Origin of the sequence: Curtobacterium sp. MCBA15_001 (genome assembly GCF_001864835.1) — a bacterium.
Classification (GTDB): domain Bacteria; phylum Actinomycetota; class Actinomycetes; order Actinomycetales; family Microbacteriaceae; genus Curtobacterium.
The window spans coordinates 402,319-417,772 of sequence record NZ_MJGI01000025.1; the positions used below are offsets into that span (position 1 = coordinate 402,319).

Annotated in this window: 13 protein-coding genes and 1 tRNA gene; 12 read left to right on the forward strand and 2 right to left on the reverse strand. The window is 71.2% G+C overall.

Annotation, left to right across the window (positions count from 1 at the left end; all coding sequences use genetic code 11):
* The first annotated feature begins 68 nt into the window (after nt 1-68).
* Together BIU90_RS13800 and BIU90_RS13805 are read left to right on the forward strand one after the other, a co-directional pair.
* Nucleotides 69-1,208 (forward strand): zinc-dependent alcohol dehydrogenase, encoded by a 1,140-nt coding sequence (locus tag BIU90_RS13800; protein WP_071300761.1) that lies wholly within the window; start codon nt 69-71, stop codon nt 1,206-1,208.
* Between the two features lie 17 nt (nt 1,209-1,225).
* Nucleotides 1,226-1,807, forward strand: coding sequence for a hypothetical protein (locus BIU90_RS13805; protein ID WP_071301043.1), 582 nt, complete (start codon nt 1,226-1,228; stop codon nt 1,805-1,807).
* 164 nt (nt 1,808-1,971) lie between these two features.
* Here the strand turns inward: BIU90_RS13805 and BIU90_RS13810 are convergent.
* A tRNA-Leu gene (locus tag BIU90_RS13810) sits at nt 1,972-2,057 on the reverse strand.
* Nucleotides 2,058-2,204: 147 nt separating this feature from the next.
* Here BIU90_RS13810 and BIU90_RS13815 point away from each other — a divergent pair.
* From BIU90_RS13815 to mshC, 3 genes are all read left to right on the forward strand, one after another.
* A complete protein-coding gene (locus tag BIU90_RS13815; protein WP_071300762.1) occupies nt 2,205-3,527 on the forward strand; it encodes a M20/M25/M40 family metallo-hydrolase in 1,323 nt (440 codons plus the stop codon).
* A 74-nt stretch (nt 3,528-3,601) separates the two neighbouring features.
* Nucleotides 3,602-4,429 carry an undecaprenyl-diphosphate phosphatase gene (locus BIU90_RS13820; RefSeq protein WP_071300763.1) on the forward strand — a complete coding sequence of 276 codons (828 nt, stop codon included), beginning with the start codon at nt 3,602-3,604 and terminating at the stop codon, nt 4,427-4,429.
* Nucleotides 4,426-5,667 carry a cysteine--1-D-myo-inosityl 2-amino-2-deoxy-alpha-D-glucopyranoside ligase gene (gene mshC / locus BIU90_RS13825; protein WP_071300764.1) on the forward strand — a complete coding sequence of 414 codons (1,242 nt, stop codon included), beginning with the start codon at nt 4,426-4,428 and terminating at the stop codon, nt 5,665-5,667. Before BIU90_RS13820 ends, mshC begins: the two co-directional genes overlap by 4 nt.
* Nucleotides 5,668-5,872: 205 nt before the next feature.
* Here mshC and BIU90_RS13830 read toward each other — a convergent pair whose 3' ends face one another.
* Nucleotides 5,873-6,796, reverse strand: a complete 924-nt coding sequence (locus BIU90_RS13830) for a proteasome assembly chaperone family protein (RefSeq protein WP_071301044.1) — start codon at nt 6,794-6,796, stop codon at nt 5,873-5,875.
* Between the two features lie 177 nt (nt 6,797-6,973).
* On the opposite strand from BIU90_RS13830, the gene BIU90_RS13835 reads away from it, so the two are divergent.
* From BIU90_RS13835 to BIU90_RS13865, 7 genes are all read left to right on the forward strand, one after another.
* Nucleotides 6,974-7,762, forward strand: a complete 789-nt coding sequence (locus BIU90_RS13835; RefSeq protein ID WP_254787055.1) for an HAD family phosphatase — start codon at nt 6,974-6,976, stop codon at nt 7,760-7,762.
* Nucleotides 7,763-7,806: 44 nt separating this feature from the next.
* Nucleotides 7,807-8,859 carry a tRNA (adenine-N1)-methyltransferase gene (locus tag BIU90_RS13840; RefSeq protein ID WP_071301045.1) on the forward strand — a complete coding sequence of 351 codons (1,053 nt, stop codon included), beginning with the start codon at nt 7,807-7,809 and terminating at the stop codon, nt 8,857-8,859.
* 44 nt (nt 8,860-8,903) lie between these two features.
* On the forward strand, nt 8,904-9,809 hold the full coding sequence (locus BIU90_RS13845) for an FKBP-type peptidyl-prolyl cis-trans isomerase (protein WP_071300765.1): 906 nt from the start codon (nt 8,904-8,906) through the stop codon (nt 9,807-9,809).
* A gap of 8 nt (nt 9,810-9,817) precedes the next feature.
* Nucleotides 9,818-10,837 carry a YafY family protein gene (locus tag BIU90_RS13850; protein ID WP_071300766.1) on the forward strand — a complete coding sequence of 340 codons (1,020 nt, stop codon included), beginning with the start codon at nt 9,818-9,820 and terminating at the stop codon, nt 10,835-10,837.
* A 1-nt stretch (nt 10,838) separates the two neighbouring features.
* Nucleotides 10,839-11,798, forward strand: coding sequence for a YafY family protein (locus tag BIU90_RS13855; protein WP_254787076.1), 960 nt, complete (start codon nt 10,839-10,841; stop codon nt 11,796-11,798).
* Nucleotides 11,799-12,146: 348 nt separating this feature from the next.
* Complete coding sequence (gene tatC / locus BIU90_RS13860; protein WP_368086282.1) at nt 12,147-12,968, forward strand: twin-arginine translocase subunit TatC; 822 nt, start codon at nt 12,147-12,149, stop codon at nt 12,966-12,968.
* Complete coding sequence (locus BIU90_RS13865; RefSeq protein ID WP_071300769.1) at nt 12,965-15,448, forward strand: RNA helicase; 2,484 nt, start codon at nt 12,965-12,967, stop codon at nt 15,446-15,448. Before tatC ends, BIU90_RS13865 begins: the two co-directional genes overlap by 4 nt.
* Nucleotides 15,449-15,454: the final 6 nt, after the last annotated feature.

Consider the following 15,454-nt stretch of genomic DNA (forward strand, 5'->3'; position numbering starts at 1 on the left):
ATGACCTTCCTGGGGTCGCCTGCACGCACCTCGCGTGACGTTGGTGTCCACGAGCGAGAGGAGCGTCCATGCGCGCCATGACGTACCGCGGTCCCTACCGCGTCCGGGTCGAGGACAAGCCCGACCCACGCATCGAGCACCCGAACGACGCGATCGTCCGGGTGGAGCGGGCCGCGATCTGCGGATCCGACCTGCACCTGTACCACGGCATGATGCCCGACACCCGCGTCGGTCACACGTTCGGCCACGAGTTCATCGGCGTGGTCGAACAGATCGGGTCCTCGGTCGAACACCTGGGTGTCGGCGACCGGGTGATGGTCCCGTTCCACATCTCCTGCGGGACCTGCTGGTTCTGCGCCCGGGGACTCTTCACCAACTGCCACAACGTGAACGCGAACGCCACCGCGGTCGGCGGGATCTTCGGCTACTCGCACACCACCGGTGGGTTCGACGGCGGACAGGCCGAGCTGGTGCGGGTGCCCTACGCAGACGTCGGCCCCCAGGTGATCCCGGACTGGCTCGACCCCGACGACGCACTGCTCATGACCGATGCGCTCGGTACCGGGTACTTCGGTGCGCAACTCGCCTCCGTCCGGGAGGGTGACACGGTCGTCGTGCTCGGGGCCGGACCCGTCGGGCTGTTCGCGGCGAAGTCCGCCTGGTTCATGGGTGCCGGCCGAGTGATCGTGATCGACGCGCTCGAGTACCGCCTCGAGAAGGCACGGACGTTCGCGCAGGCCGAGACCATCAACTACGCCGAGGTCGACGACGTCGTGGTCGAGATGAAGCGGCAGACCGATTTCCTCGGCGCCGACAGCGTGATCGACGCGGTGGGTGCCGAGGCGGACGGCGACTTCCTGCAGCACGTGAGTGCTGCGAAGTTCAAGATGCAGGGTGGCTCCCCGGTCGCGTTGAACTGGGCCATCGACGGCGTCCGCAAGGGCGGCACCGTGTCGGCGATGGGCGCGTACGGCCCGATCCCGAGCCTGGTGAAGTTCGGGGACGCGATGAACAAGGGCGTCACGATCCACATGAACCAGGCACCCGTGAAGCGGCAGTGGCCGCGGCTGCTGGAACACATCAAGGCGGGCCACCTCAAACCGAGCGACATCATCACCCACCGCATCCCGCTGGAGCACATCGCGGAGGGCTACCACCTGTTCTCCGCGAAGCTCGACGGGTGCATCAAGACGGTGGTCGTGCCGTGAGCGAGGAGGACGGGACGATGACGGACCACATCGCGTACATCGCGGACGGGCGGCGCAACCACCCGAGTGCGGACGAGCTCCGGGCGCGGATCCCCGGATGGGGGAGCGACCTCGACCCGGCCGACCGCCCGTCGGTGCCGAAGCTGTCGCGCGACGCCGGCACCACCGGCGCGCACTGGGAACGGCCGGAGCAGCAGACCGGTGGCCGAGGGCGTGAACGGTCGATCGAACATGCGCACCTCACACCGGTGTTCGGGACGGCGCAACCGCTCCGGGGACTCGCCGGAGCGGTGCGGCGGTACGCCTACCGCCGATTCAGCGAGGGCAGGCTGGCGCACTGGATGCTGCTCGTCCTGGGCGACAGGATCGACGTGGCAGCGCACCGGGTCACCGACGCGTTGCGCGGGCGGCCGGACGACCTGGTCGGGGAGACCGGCATCGGTGCCGAGCGAGGGAAGCGACCGATCGCGTCGCGCCTCGCCAGTACGCGGCCGGACACGCACCACACGTGGATGGACCCGTTCGTCGTGAACTGGCCAGCCATCGTGGTCGGCGGGCTCGTGGTGCTCGTCGTGCGTCGGGCAGTCCGCCGTCGCTAGGGTACTTCCGCCGACTCGCCGCACCGCCGTTCCGACTCGGAGCGACATCGTCGACGTCGTACGACGTCGACGATGTCGCTCCGAGTCAGGCGCACCCGTCCGGGCGCACAAAAACGAACGGCTCACCCGAAGGTGAGCCGTTCGCCGCGTGTCTCAACACTGCGTGTCCGAAGGGGGACTTGAACCCCCACGCCCTAATACGGGCACTAGCACCTCAAGCTAGCGCGTCTACCAATTCCGCCATCCGGACGGGATGTCTTCAGTTGTACGGCCGCGCCGGCGGGTTTCCCCGGCCTTGCTGCCGGAGAAGACATTAGCACGGGTCTGAACGCCCGTTGAACACCGAAGGGCATCCCGGGCGCGTCCGGCGTCACCGGCGGCCGGTAGCGTTGCAGGCATGACGACGGACGCGCACGCCCCGACCGACACCGAGCTCGAGGCCACCGCCGCCATCGCCCGCGACCTCATCCGCATCGACACGTCGAACTGGGGCAACGGCCGCTCGTCGGGGGAGACCGAGGCGGCCCACTACGTCGAAGCGAAGCTGCAGGAGCTCGGCCTCGCGCCGCAGCTGTTCGAGTCGGAACCCGACCGGGTCAGCGTCGTCGCCCGTGTGCCCGGGCGGAACCCGGACAAGCCCGCGCTCGTGGTGCACGGACACCTCGACGTCGTCCCGGCGGACCCGGCGAACTGGAGCGTCGACCCGTTCGGCGGCGTCGTGCGGGACGGCATGCTCTGGGGTCGGGGCGCCGTGGACATGAAGAACATGGACGCGATGATGCTGACCGCCCTCGGGGACGTCATCGCTGCGCAGGGTTCACCCGAACGAGACCTCGTGTTCGCGTACTTCGCCGACGAGGAAGCCGGCGGCGTCCTGGGCTCGCACCACGTCGTGTCGGAGCACCCCGAGGTCTTCGCCGGTGCGACGGCGGCCATCAGCGAGGTCGGTGGCTACTCGATCACCCTCGGGGACCGCCGCGCCTACCTGCTGCAGACGGGAGAGAAGGCCCTGCTCTGGCTCAAGCTCGTCGCCACCGGCACGGCTGCCCACGGCTCGCACGTCATCCGGGACAACGCGGTCACCAAGCTCGCGGCCGCCGTCGCCCGGATCGGCAGCGAGGAGTGGCCGGTCCGCCTGTCGGCGACGACGGACGCGATGGTCGCCGAGATCGCCCGGTTCCTCGGGGTGGACCCCGCGGTGACGGGCCCTGACGAGGTCGCGCTCGCCACCGGGTCGGCGTCGCGGTTCATCCACGCCGCGCTGCACACGACGGCGAACCCGACGGTGCTGCAGGCCGGGTACAAGCACAACGTGATCCCTGACGCGGCCGAGGCCCTGATCGACGTCCGGTGCCTGCCCGGTGACGAAGAGACGGTGCTGGCACGGGTGCGCGAGCTCGCGGGCGACCAGGTCGAGGTCGTCACGTCCTTCCGCGACATCGGGCTCGAGCAGGACTTCGGCGGACCGCTCGTCGACGCCGTGCGCGACGTGCTCGGGCGGCACGACCCGGGCGCCCCGGTGCTGCCGTACCTTCTCTCCGGGGGGACCGACAACAAGGCGCTGTCGACGCTCGGCATCGCTGGGTACGGCTTCGTGCCGCTGCAACTGCCGGCCGACGTGGACTTCCCCGCGATGTTCCACGGCGTCGACGAGCGCGTCCCCCTCGACGCGCTGGCGTTCGGGCGGCGTGTGCTCGGCGACCTGTTCGCGTCGTACTGACACACTGAGCGGTCGCGTGCGGTTCGTTCCGCCGCCGGACACGACCGACCACCGACGACCGAAAGGCCGCGCCCGTGCACATCCTCGAGGCGATCTTCCTGGGCTTCGTGCAGGGACTCACCGAGTTCCTGCCCGTCTCCTCCAGCGCGCACCTCCGCATCGTCGGGCTGTTCCTGCCGGACGCGCAGGACCCGGGCGCGGCGTTCACCGCGGTGACCCAGCTCGGTACCGAGACCGCGGTCCTCATCTACTTCTGGCGGGACATCACCCGGATCGTGTCGCGCTGGTTCGGATCGCTGTCGGGCAAGGTGCCGCGCACCGATCCCGACGTGCGACTCGGGTGGCTGGTCATCCTCGGCACGATCCCGATCGGCGTCGTCGGTCTGCTGCTGCAGGACACGATCGAGACCACCTTCCGCTCCCTCTGGATCGTCGCGATCGTGCTCATCGTGTTCGGTGTCGTGCTGGGCGTGCTCGACCGTGTCGGCCGCAAGGAACGCCGCATCGAGCAGATGACGTTCGGCGGCGGCATCCTGATCGGCCTGGCGCAGGTCCTCGCGTTGGTGCCCGGTGTCTCGCGCTCCGGCGCCACGGTGTCGATGGGCCTCGCCCTCGGCTACACGCGCGACGCCGCCGCCCGCTTCGCGTTCCTGCTCGCCGTGCCCGCGGTGTTCCTGTCCGGCCTGTACGAGGCCGCGACCAGCCTCGGCGACACCGGAGCACCGTTCGGCGTGGTGGACACCCTCGTGGCGACGGTCGTCGCGTTCGGGGTCGGCTTCGTCGTGATCGCGGCCTTCATGAACTACATCAGCAAGCGCAGCTTCATGCCCTTCGTCTACTACCGGGTGGCACTCGGTATCGTTCTCCTCGTGCTCTTGTCGCTCCAGGTGATCCAGCCGTGAGGGCCTGGGAGGCCCCGTCCGTCCCCGAGGTCCCCGGCGCCGGTCCACGCCCCGTCGTGCACGACACCGCCAGCGGGACGCCGGTGGACCCGACTCACGGCGACGACCGTGCGGCGCTGTACGTCTGCGGCATCACGCCGTACGACGCCACGCACCTCGGTCACGCCGCGACGTACCTGGCGTTCGACACGCTCGGCCGTGCCTGGCGCGACGCGGGCTTCGACGTCGAGTACGCCCAGAACACGACCGACGTCGACGACCCGCTGCTCGAACGTGCGGCTCGTGACGGCATCGCCTGGCAGGACCTCGCCGCGTCGCAGATCGACCTCTTCCGACGCGACATGGAGGCGCTCCGCATCCTGCCGCCGGACGACTACGTGGCCGTGACCGATGAGGTCGAGCGCATTGCCGAGGCCGTCGCGTTCCTGCAGGAGACCGGCTACGCCTACGCCGTGCCCACCCCCGACGCCGCCGGTGACGACCTGTACTACGACGTGCAGCGGCCGACCGAGGCCTGGACACTCGGCGACGAGAGCGGCCTGGACCGCGACACGATGCTGACGCTGTCGGCCGAGCGCGGCGGCGACCCCGACCGACCCGGCAAGCGCGACCCGCTCGACCCGCTGCTCTGGCGTGCCGCGCGTGACGGCGAGCCGAGCTGGGAGACCCCCGTCGGCCCGGGGCGGCCCGGCTGGCACATCGAGTGCAGCGTCATCGCGGGCGACCGCCTCGGCCTGCCGATCAGCGTGCAGGGCGGCGGCAGCGACCTGGTCTTCCCACACCACGAGATGAGCGCGGGACACGCGGCAGCGTTGGCGCACCAGCCCCTGGCGCGGGCGTTCGTGCACACGGGGATGATCGCGTACCAGGGCGAGAAGATCTCGAAGTCGCTCGGCAACCTGGTCACCGTGCGGGGGCTGCTCGACGACGGCGCCGACCCGCGCGCGATCCGGCTGGCGTTGCTCTCGCACCGCTACTCGGACGACTGGGAGTGGTTCGACGCCGAGCTCGACAGCGCGACGCGCCGCCTGACCACCTGGGACGCGTGGGCTGCGGGCAGCGTCGGACACGCCGACGATGCCGACGACGTCGTCGCACGGCTCCGCGCCCGGGTCGCCGACGACCTCGACACGCCCGGGGCGGTCGCGGCGGTCGACACGGCCGTCGCCGGGGGGACCCGCGCCACGCCCGAGCTCGTCGACGCGGTCGACGCCCTGCTCGGCATCCGCATCGGCTGACCTGCTCCGCACGCGGCCGATCAACCGGCCCGCCCCGTTGAGGTGCCAGAATTCTGGCACCTCAACGGGCAGGACCGACGACGATCGGCACCTGGGCGGACCTGAGCGGCGTGTCGTGTCACCGGGGCGGTCCGCGACGTGACCACAGACGGACGGGAGGCCCGGTGCCAGCTGGCACCCGGCCTCCCGTCCGGTGGACTCGCGGCTACTGCGGCGGCTGCGGGGGCCGCCACGGCCCCTCGCCGGCCTGACCGGGCCCGTCCTTGCGCTCCCGACGCCGCAGGTACTGCTCGAACTCCTGCGCGATCGCGTCCCCGGAGGCCTCGGGGGAGTCGACCGTGTCCCGCGCCTGCTCGAGCTGCCCGATGTAGGACGCCATGTCCTCGTCGTCCGCGGCGAGGGCGTCGATGCCCTCCTCCCACTGGGTCGCGTCGTCGAGCAGCGTGCCACGGGGGACGGTGACGTCGGTCAGTTCCTCGATCTTGTCGAGCAGCGAGAGCGTGGCCTTCGGGGAGGGGGCGTTGTGCACGTAGTGCGGGACCGACGCCCACAGCGAGAGCGTGGTCAGACCGGCCTTGTCCATCGTGTCGGAGAGCACGCCGAGGATGCCGGTCGGGCCCTCGTAGGAGGACTTGTCGACGTCGAAGGCCTGCCGCACCGAGGCGTTCTCGCTCGAGACGAACACCGAGATCGGCCGGGTGTGCGGGACGTCGGCGAGCATCGCGCCCACGAAGACGACCGCGTCGATCGCGTACACGTCCGCCAGGTCGATGACCTCGGCGCAGAACGCCCGCCACGTGCGCGACGGCTCCGGGCCGACCAGCACGAAGACGTCGCGCGCCGCCTCGGACCCGGTGGCACCGATGACCGGGCGTCCCGCCGCGCCCGGGCCGTGCAGCACGATGCGGGGCCACTGGATGCCGCGCGCGCCGTCGTCGTCGCTGCCCACGTTCGGCCGGTTGAACTGGTAGTCGACGTACTGCTCGCCGTCGATCTCCCGCAGTTCGTCGAGGTCGAGCGCGTCGACGATCCGCCGGGCGAGGCCGCTGGCCGCTTCGCCGGCGTCGTTCCAGCCCTCGAACGCGACGACGAGCAGCCGGCCGTCGTGGAAGGGGGAGTGCTGTGGCACGGAGCGGACCTCCTGGAGGTGGAGTGGGGCGCCACCGACGCCCGACACGATCAGGCATCCACTGTAGGCCCCGCACACGGCGCGGCGTCGCTGGGTCGCACCCCGCACACGGCGCGGCGTCGCTGGGCAGCACCGGGCATGCGGCGCGGCACCGCCGCGCCGGTAGACTCGTCGCCCGTGACCGCGCATCCTCCCGCCCTCGTCCAGCCCGCAGCCGTGCTGTGGGACATGGACGGCACGATCATCGACACCGAGCCGATCTGGCAGCAGTCCCAAGTGGAGCTGACCGGCCGGTACGGCGCCGAGTGGACCCACGAGGACGGACTCTCCCTGGTGGGGAGCGGCCTCGAGCGCTCGGGGGAGATCCTCCGCGACAAGGGCGTCGACATGGAGGTCGAGGAGATCGTCCAGTGGATGACCTCGTACGTGATGGAGCGGTTGCAGGGCGACGACCTGCCCTGGCGTCCGGGCGCCCGCGAGCTCATCCAGGAGCTCCACACCCGCGGCATCCCCACGGCCCTCGTCACGATGTCCCGTCGGAACATGGCGCTCGTCGCCGCGGACGCCCTCGCCGACCACGCGTTCCAGGTGGTCGTCGCCGGTGACGACGTCGAACACCCGAAGCCGCACCCCGAGGCCTACCTCAGCGCAGCGGCCCAGCTCGGCGTCGACGCCACCGCCTGCGTCGCGATCGAGGACTCCGCCACGGGCGTCGCCGCGGCCGTCGCGTCCGGCGCCGTGACCATCGCCGTCGAGCACATCGTCCCGCTGCCCGAGACCGCGGGGGACGTCTACCTGACCTCGCTCGCCGGGGTCGACGTGGACCGCCTGGTCGCGCTGACGTCGCCGGCCCTGGCCGCGCGCGCCGGTGGGTCCGGAGCGTCCGGTGGGTCCGGAGCAGGACGGCCTGGAGGCCCCGGTGCCGACGACCGGTCCGCCACCGACACCGAGGGGGTCACCTCGTGAACGCCGAGCTGCCCGACACCACCGGCCTGCTCGACACCTCGGGCCTGCCCCACACCGCCGGCGGCGCGCCGCACACGCCGCCCCGCGGCCCGTTCCGGGCCGGTGACCGCGTGCAGCTCACCGGTCCGAAGGGCAAGCTCACGACGCTGTCGCTCGAGCCCGGCGTGATCTACCACACGCACCGCGGCATGCTCGCGCACGACGACGTCATCGGGCAGCCGGACGGGTCGGTCATCACGGCGAGCTCCGGGGACGAGTACCTCGCACTCCGCCCGCTCCTCAACGACTACGTGATGTCGATGCCCCGCGGCGCCGCGATCGTCTACCCGAAGGACGCGGCCCAGATCGTGGCCTTCGCGGACGTGTTCCCCGGTGCCCGCGTGGTCGAGGCCGGCGTCGGTTCCGGTGCGCTGTCGCTCTGGCTGCTCCGTGCGATCGGTCCGACCGGTCGTCTGCAGTCATTCGAGCGGCGAGAGGAGTTCGCCGAGATCGCCCGCGGCAACGTCGGCACCTTCCTCGGCGCCGTGCCGGACAACTGGAGCGTGACCGTCGGCGACCTGGTCGAGGAACTGCCCGACGCCACCGAGCCGCAGAGCGTCGACCGCGTCGTGCTCGACATGCTCGCGCCGTGGGAGTGCGTCGACGCCGCAGCGGACGCGCTCGTGCCCGGCGGCCTCATCGTCTGCTACGTCGCCACCGTCACGCAGCTGTCGCGGACCGCAGAGGCCCTGCGCGACACCGGCCGCTTCACCGACCCGCAGTCGAGCGAGACCCTGGTGCGCACCTGGCACGTCGAGGGGCTCGCCGTCCGCCCGGACCACCGCATGGTCGGCCACACCGGCTTCCTCGTGACGGCCCGACGCCTGGCCGACGGGGTCGTGCTCCCCAACCTCAAGCGGCGAGCGGGCAAGGCCGAGTTCTCCGACGAGGACGTCGAGGCCTGGACCCCCGGCGCCGTCGGCGAGCGGTCGGCGAGCGACAAGAAGCTCCGCAAGGTGGCGCGTCAGTCGGCTGCCCAGGCCCGCAAGGTCGCCGCTGCCGAAGCCGCGTCGTCCGCGCCTGTGGACACGGCCGAGACGCCGAGCGCGGACCGGTAGGCTACCTGGCGTCGCTCGTCCTGCACCGAACGGAAAGAGGGTCCGTGCGCACCATCCCCGCACTCCTGGTCACCATCGCCCTGGCCGCATCGCTGACCGCGTGCGCGTCGAACGGCGCCGGCTCGACTCCGTCGACGTGCGCCGCACCAGGTGCCGCGTCCAAGGCCGTGACCGCGACCGGTGCGTTCGGCAAGGAACCGAAGGTGTCGATCCCGAAGGGGCTCACCACGAAGGGGACGCAGGTGTCCGTCGTGCGCGACGGCACCGGGCGCACGATCGGAGACGGCACCCCCGTCCTGATCGAGTACACCCTGGTCGACGGCGCCAGCGGCAAGGTCGCCCAGACCAGCGGCTACGCCGGACAGACCGCCCCCGTCACCGCCGGCTCGAAGAACGCCGGCGCGCTCGGCAAGGCGCTCGAGTGCGCCAAGGTGGGCGACCGCCTGGCCGTGGCACTGCCGCAGAGCGCCCTGAGCAGCTCCGGCGCGCCGACCAGCGGGACGCAGGACGCGGTCATCGCCGTGATCGACGTCAAGAAGGCCTTCGACGCCCGCGCGACCGGCACCCCGCAGCTCGCCGGCGACGGCATGCCCGCCGTCGTGCTGGCACCGGACGGCGCCCCCGGCATCACGGTGCCGTCGACCTCCGCGCCCTCGGGCGACGAGACCCACCTGCTCCGCAAGGGGTCGGGGTCGGTCCTGACGGACAAGGACACCGCCGTCGTGAAGTACACCGCTGTGACGTGGCAGGCGGACTCCACCGTCGCCGGGTCCAGCTGGACCGACGGCACCGGCGCGGCGACCATCCCGCTGGCGAAGGGCCAGATCGCCGAGGGCGTGCGCACTGCGCTCCTCGGTCGGCACGTCGGTGACCAGGTGCTCGCCGTCGTCCACCAGCAGGGTGCCGCCTACGCGTACGTCATCGACGTGCTCGGGTCCATCAGGTCCTAGGACGGTCCGTGCCCACCACCCGTGTGCCCCGCGTACCCGCGGAAGAGCGGCTGTTCAGCCTGGTGCTCGCGCTGCTGTCGACCGAGTCCGGTCTGACCAAGTCGGAGATCCTGGCGAACGTGCAGGGCTACCGGCAGCGGTTCACGCCGGGCGGTGACAACGCCTCGCTCGAGCGGCAGTTCGAGCGGGACAAGGACGACGTCCGTGATCTCGGGATCCCACTCGAGACCATCGAGACCCCGGGTGCGGCCGGCAACAACCAGACGCTGCGCTACCGCATCCCGAAGGGTGAGTACGACCTGCCCCTCGACGTCCGGTTCACCCCGGACGAGTCCGCGCTGCTGTCGCTCGCGGCGATGGCCTGGCGTGAGGGCGCGCTGTCCAACGACTCGCGTCGTGCGCTGCTCAAGGTCCGATCCGCCGGCGGCGACGAAGCCGTCGGGGGCATCGGCACCGCCGCCTACGCTCCGCGGCTCCGGGCGCGCGACGCGGGGTTCGAACCGCTGCGCTCCGCGCTCGACCGTGCGGCTGCGGTGCGTTTCGACTACATCACCCCGGGGGAGCACCAGGCACGTCGGCGCGAGCTGCACCCCCTGGCGCTCGTCCAGCACGGCGGGCGGTGGATGCTCACCGCGTACGAGCCCTCGACCGACGGGGTCAAGAACTACCTGCTCTCACGCATCGTCGGCCCGGTGTCGCAGTTCGCGGTCGGGCAGCACCCGGCACCAGCCGGCGCCGGCGAACGTGCGTTGGCCGAACTCGACCGGATCTGGGCCGAGCGCACCGCGACGATCGCGGTCGCTGCCGGTTCGGACGCAGAACGTCGGCTCGGACGCCGGCGCGACACGACGGTGGGCGACCCGGGCGTGCTGCTCGTGCACTACGTCGACCCGCAGATCCTGGCCGAGGAGCTGGCCGCGTTCGGACCCGAGGTCCACGTGCTCGAACCGCAGGACCTGCGCGAGCGCGTCACCGCACGCCTGCGCGGACTCGTCGCCGACCACAGCGAGGGGGCCGACCTTGGCTGACGTGCAACCGTTGCAGGCGCAGGACAAGCTGGCGTTCCTGCTGGCCCTCGTGCCGTACCTGATCGACCGAGAACGAGTCTCGGTGGCCGAGGCCGCACGGCACTTCGGTGTCCCTGAGCCCCGCATCCGTCGTGCCGTGGAGCTGATCGCGGTGTCCGGCATCCCGGGCGAGACCATGCAGTACCAGCACGGCGACCTGTTCGACATCGCCTGGGACGACTTCGAGCAGAACGACATGATCGTGCTCACCAACCTGGTGGCGATCGACGACTCCCCGCGGCTCTCCGCGCGCGAGGCCTCGGCGCTCATCGCCGGCCTTCAGTACCTGTCCGCCCTGCCCGAGGCCGCCGACCGTGACGCGATCCGTGCGCTGATGGCGAAGCTCTCGCGGGGTGCCGGGGGTGCCGCCGGCACCGTCGCCGTGGGACAGGAACTCCACGACGCCACGCTGACGACCATCCGCCAGGCGATGTCCGAGTGCCGGGGTCTGGTGTTCGACTACGCCGGTCCGCGGACCCAGGGCAGCACCCGCCGGGTCGACCCCCTGCGTGTCGAGTCGATCGACACCGACTGGTACCTCCGCGCGTGGGACCTCGACCGGCAGGCCCTCCGCACCTTCCGCTTCGACCGGATGTCCGCCGTGCGGGTCGACGACCGCGCCGCCACCCGCTCGATCGACGACGTCGAGATCCCGGACACGCTGTTCCAGCAGTCGGCGACGGACGTCATCGTGACGGTCGAGCTCGAAGCGTCGTCGTTGCCCCTCGTCGCTGACTTCCTCGCCGACACGGCCGACGCCCCCGACGGCGACGGACGCGTCCGCATCCGCCTGGCCGCTTCGGCCGGGTTCGACGGAGTCGTCCGCCTGGTGGCGGGCCTGCCCGGCCGCGCCGTCGTGCTCGACCCGCCGGCCGCGCGCGAAGCGGTTCGCGCGTTCGCCCTCAGCGCGCTCGACGCCTGACCGCTCGACGCTCGGCCCGGCCTGAGATCGCGCAACACGCCGCTCGGTTCTGCTGAGGTGCCGCGATCCGTCGCTCGACGGGCACGCGGGCGACAGATCGCGCCACCTCGACATGACGAGGACGGCGAGTCTTGGCACCTCGCCGGCCGCCCACGGGGTGTCGCGACCACGCGACCGGACGGGAGGCGCGGGTCGGGCCCGCCCCGAGCCTCCCGTCCAGCGCGCCTTCCGGATCCCACGCACCAGGACGCCGACGTCGGCCCGCGGCGCGGACGCCAGTCGGCAGGCGCGGCTGTGCGTTCTCGGCACTGCCGCGGACTGTCGGTCCCGCTGTCGTAGGATCGGGGCATGGCTTCGACGACCGCGAGCGGGCGAGCAAAGCGGCAGGGTCGCCGTCCCAAGGAACCCGAAGGCCGCATGTCCCTCGGACAGCACCTGATCGAGCTCCGCAACCGGTTGTTCAAGGCGGTCCTCGCGGTCGTGGTGGGTGCCGTCGGCGGGTGGTTCCTCACGCCGTTCGTGCTCGACTCGCTCCGTGCCCCCGTGACCGAGCTGGCGAAGGTCGGCGGGCACACCGCCGAGCTCAACTTCCCCATGATCACCGGGGCCTTCGACCTGCGGCTCCAGATCGCGATCACCATCGGCATCGTCCTCGCCAGCCCGGTGTGGCTCTACCAGATCTGGGCGTTCATCGTCCCGGCGCTGGTGCGGCGCGAGAAGCAGTACGTGTGGGGCTTCCTCGGCACCGCGATCCCGCTGTTCTTCGCCGGGTGTGCCTTCGGCTGGTACGTCCTGCCGCACATCGTCGGCATCCTCGGCAGCTTCGTGTCGAGCCAGGACACGTCGATCGTCGACGCCAAGGCCTACTACGACTTCACGATCAAGCTCATCGTGGCGGTCGGCATCGCGTTCGTGCTGCCGGTGTTCCTCGTGCTGCTCAACTTCGTCGGGGTCCTCACGGCGGACGCGATCATCAAGTCCTGGCGCGTCGCGATCCTGTGCATCCTGGTGTTCTGCGCGATCGTCACGCCGAGCGCCGACGTCATCTCGATGTTCCTGCTCGCGGTGCCGATGACGGTGCTCTACGTCGCCGCCTGCGTCGTGACGTGGTTCCACGACCGGCGCCTCGCCAAGCGCCAGGCGAAGCTCGACGCCGAGTACGGCCTGTGACGGGCACGGGGCTCAGCGCTGCGGAACGGTTCCAGGCAGCGCGGGTCCGCAACCGCTCCCGGAACCTCGAGTTGTTCCGCGACGACCTGCGTTTCGACCTCGACCCGTTCCAGTTCGCGGCGTGTGACTCGCTCGACCAGGGCCGCAGCGTCCTCGTCGCTGCCCCGACGGGCGCGGGCAAGACCATCGTCGCCGAGTTCGCGATCTGGTTGGCGATGCGCCAGCCGACGGCCAAGGTGTTCTACACGACGCCGATGAAGGCACTGAGCAACCAGAAGTACGCCGAGCTGGTGCAGGTCTACGGCGAGACCGAGGTCGGGCTCCTCACCGGCGACACGAACGTCAACCCGCGCGCCCGCGTCGTCGTGATGACGACCGAGGTCCTGCGCAACATGATCTACGCCGACTCCGACCTGCTCGACGACCTGGCGTGGGTGGTGCTCGACGAGGTGCACTACCTGGCCGACCGGTTCCGCGGTGCCGTGTGGGAAGAGGTCATCCTGCACCTGCCGACCGAGGTCCGTCTCGTCTCGCTGTCGGCGACGGTGTCGAACGCCGAGGAGTTCGGCGACTGGCTGCAGACGGTCCGTGGGGAGACCGACGTCATCGTGTCCGAGGACCGCCCGGTCCCGCTCGAACAGCACGTGCTCGTCGGCAACAAGATGGTCGACCTGTTCGACTCGTCCGGCGCCGCGGCGACCAACCGCGTCAACCCGGAGCTGCTGCGCCTGGTCGGAGGCGGTTCGCGGAACGACTCCCGCGGTGGTCACCGGGGGAGTCGCGGTCGGGGCGGCTACGTCGACCGCCGTGGCCCGCGCACCGAGAAGGCGCACCGCGAGCACATCGCGCACATGCTCGACGAGCGGATGCTGCTGCCCGCGATCTTCTTCGTCTTCAGCCGCAACGGCTGCGACCAGGGCGTCCGTCAGGTGGTCCGGTCCGGCCTGTCCCTGACGACCCGCGACGAACGCAACGAGATCCGCGAGACGGCGGAGTACCACTGCCGCACGCTGCTCGACGAGGACCTGGCCGTGCTGGGCTACTGGGAGTGGCTCGAGGGGCTCGAGCGCGGCGTCGCAGCGCACCACGCCGGCATGCTCCCTGCCTTCAAAGAGGTCGTGGAGGACCTGTTCCAGCGCAAGCTGCTCAAGGTGGTCTTCGCCACCGAGACGCTGGCCCTCGGTGTGAACATGCCTGCCCGCACCGTGGTGCTCGAGAAGCTCGAGAAGTTCAACGGCGAGGCCCGGGTCCCCATCACGCCGGGCGAGTACACCCAGCTGACGGGGCGCGCCGGTCGCCGGGGCATCGACGTCGAGGGGCACTCGGTCATCCAGTGGTCCGACGGCCTCGAGCCGCAGGCCGTCGCGTCGCTGGCCAGCCGTCGGACGTACCCGCTCAACTCCTCGTTCAAGCCGACCTACAACATGGCGGTCAACCTCATCGAGCAGTTCGGCCGCCGGCGCACGCGCGAGGTCCTCGAGACCTCGTTCGCGCAGTTCCAGGCCGACCGGTCGGTCGTCGACCTGGCGCGCAAGGTCCGCTCGCAGCAGGAGTCCCTCGACGGCTACCAGAAGTCGATGCAGTGTCACCTCGGTGACTTCACCGAGTACGCGGCACTCCGTCGTCGCCTGTCCGACCTCGAGCGCACGAACGTGCCCGGCGGCCGCGAGGCCTCGCACGGTGCCCGCGCCGAACGACAGGCCGCGATCACCGAGGTCCGTCGGTCGATGCAGCGGCACCCCTGCCACGCCTGCCCCGAGCGTGAGGCCCACGCCCGCTGGGCCGAGCGCTGGTACAAGCTCAAGCGCGTCAACGAGAAGCTGGTGCAGCAGATCCGGTCGCGCACCGGGGCCGTGGCCACCACGTTCGACCGGGTCACCGACGTGCTGCTGCAGCTCGGGTACCTGGTGCCCGCCGACCGCGCCACCGCCGACCAGTCCGACGCCGTGCTCGCGCGTGGTGACGGCGAGCTCCGGGTCGCAGCCGGTGGACGTCGCCTGCAGCGCATCTACGGCGAACGAGACCTCCTGGTGGCCGAGTGCCTGGAAACCGGGGTCTGGAAGGAACTGACGCCGGGTCAGCTCGCCGGGATGGCGGCGACGATCGTGTACCAGCCGCGTCGCGAGGACGCACCGGGCACCGAGCACGCCCTGCCCCGCGGATCGTTCCGAGCGGCACTCGACGCGACGCTGACGATCTGGTCGCGCCTCGACGACATCGAACGTGACGCCCGGCTGTCCGGCTCGCAGCCGCCGACCCCCGCCATCGCGCTCGGCATGTTCCGCTGGGCGTCCGGGTCACCGCTCGACGACGTCCTGCGCTCGCTCGACCTGGCCGCCGGCGACTTCGTCCGCTGGTGCAAGCAGGTGATCGACCTGCTCGACCAGATCAAGAACGCCGGGGACCCGGACCTCGCCGACACCGCGCGCCGGGCCACGGACGCGGTCCGCCGCGGCATCGTCGCCTACGCGACGGTCTGACAGGAG

Excerpts from the sequence above, each read along its gene's own strand:
- BIU90_RS13800 (WP_071300761.1), top strand. The coding sequence starts at position 69 with ATGCGCGCCATGACGTACCGCGGTCCCTACCGCGTCCGGGTCGAGGAC.
- tatC (WP_368086282.1), top strand. The coding sequence starts at position 12,147 with ATGGCTTCGACGACCGCGAGCGGGCGAGCAAAGCGGCAGGGTCGCCGT.
- BIU90_RS13815 (WP_071300762.1), top strand. The coding sequence starts at position 2,205 with ATGACGACGGACGCGCACGCCCCGACCGACACCGAGCTCGAGGCCACC.
- BIU90_RS13805 (WP_071301043.1), top strand. The coding sequence starts at position 1,226 with ATGACGGACCACATCGCGTACATCGCGGACGGGCGGCGCAACCACCCG.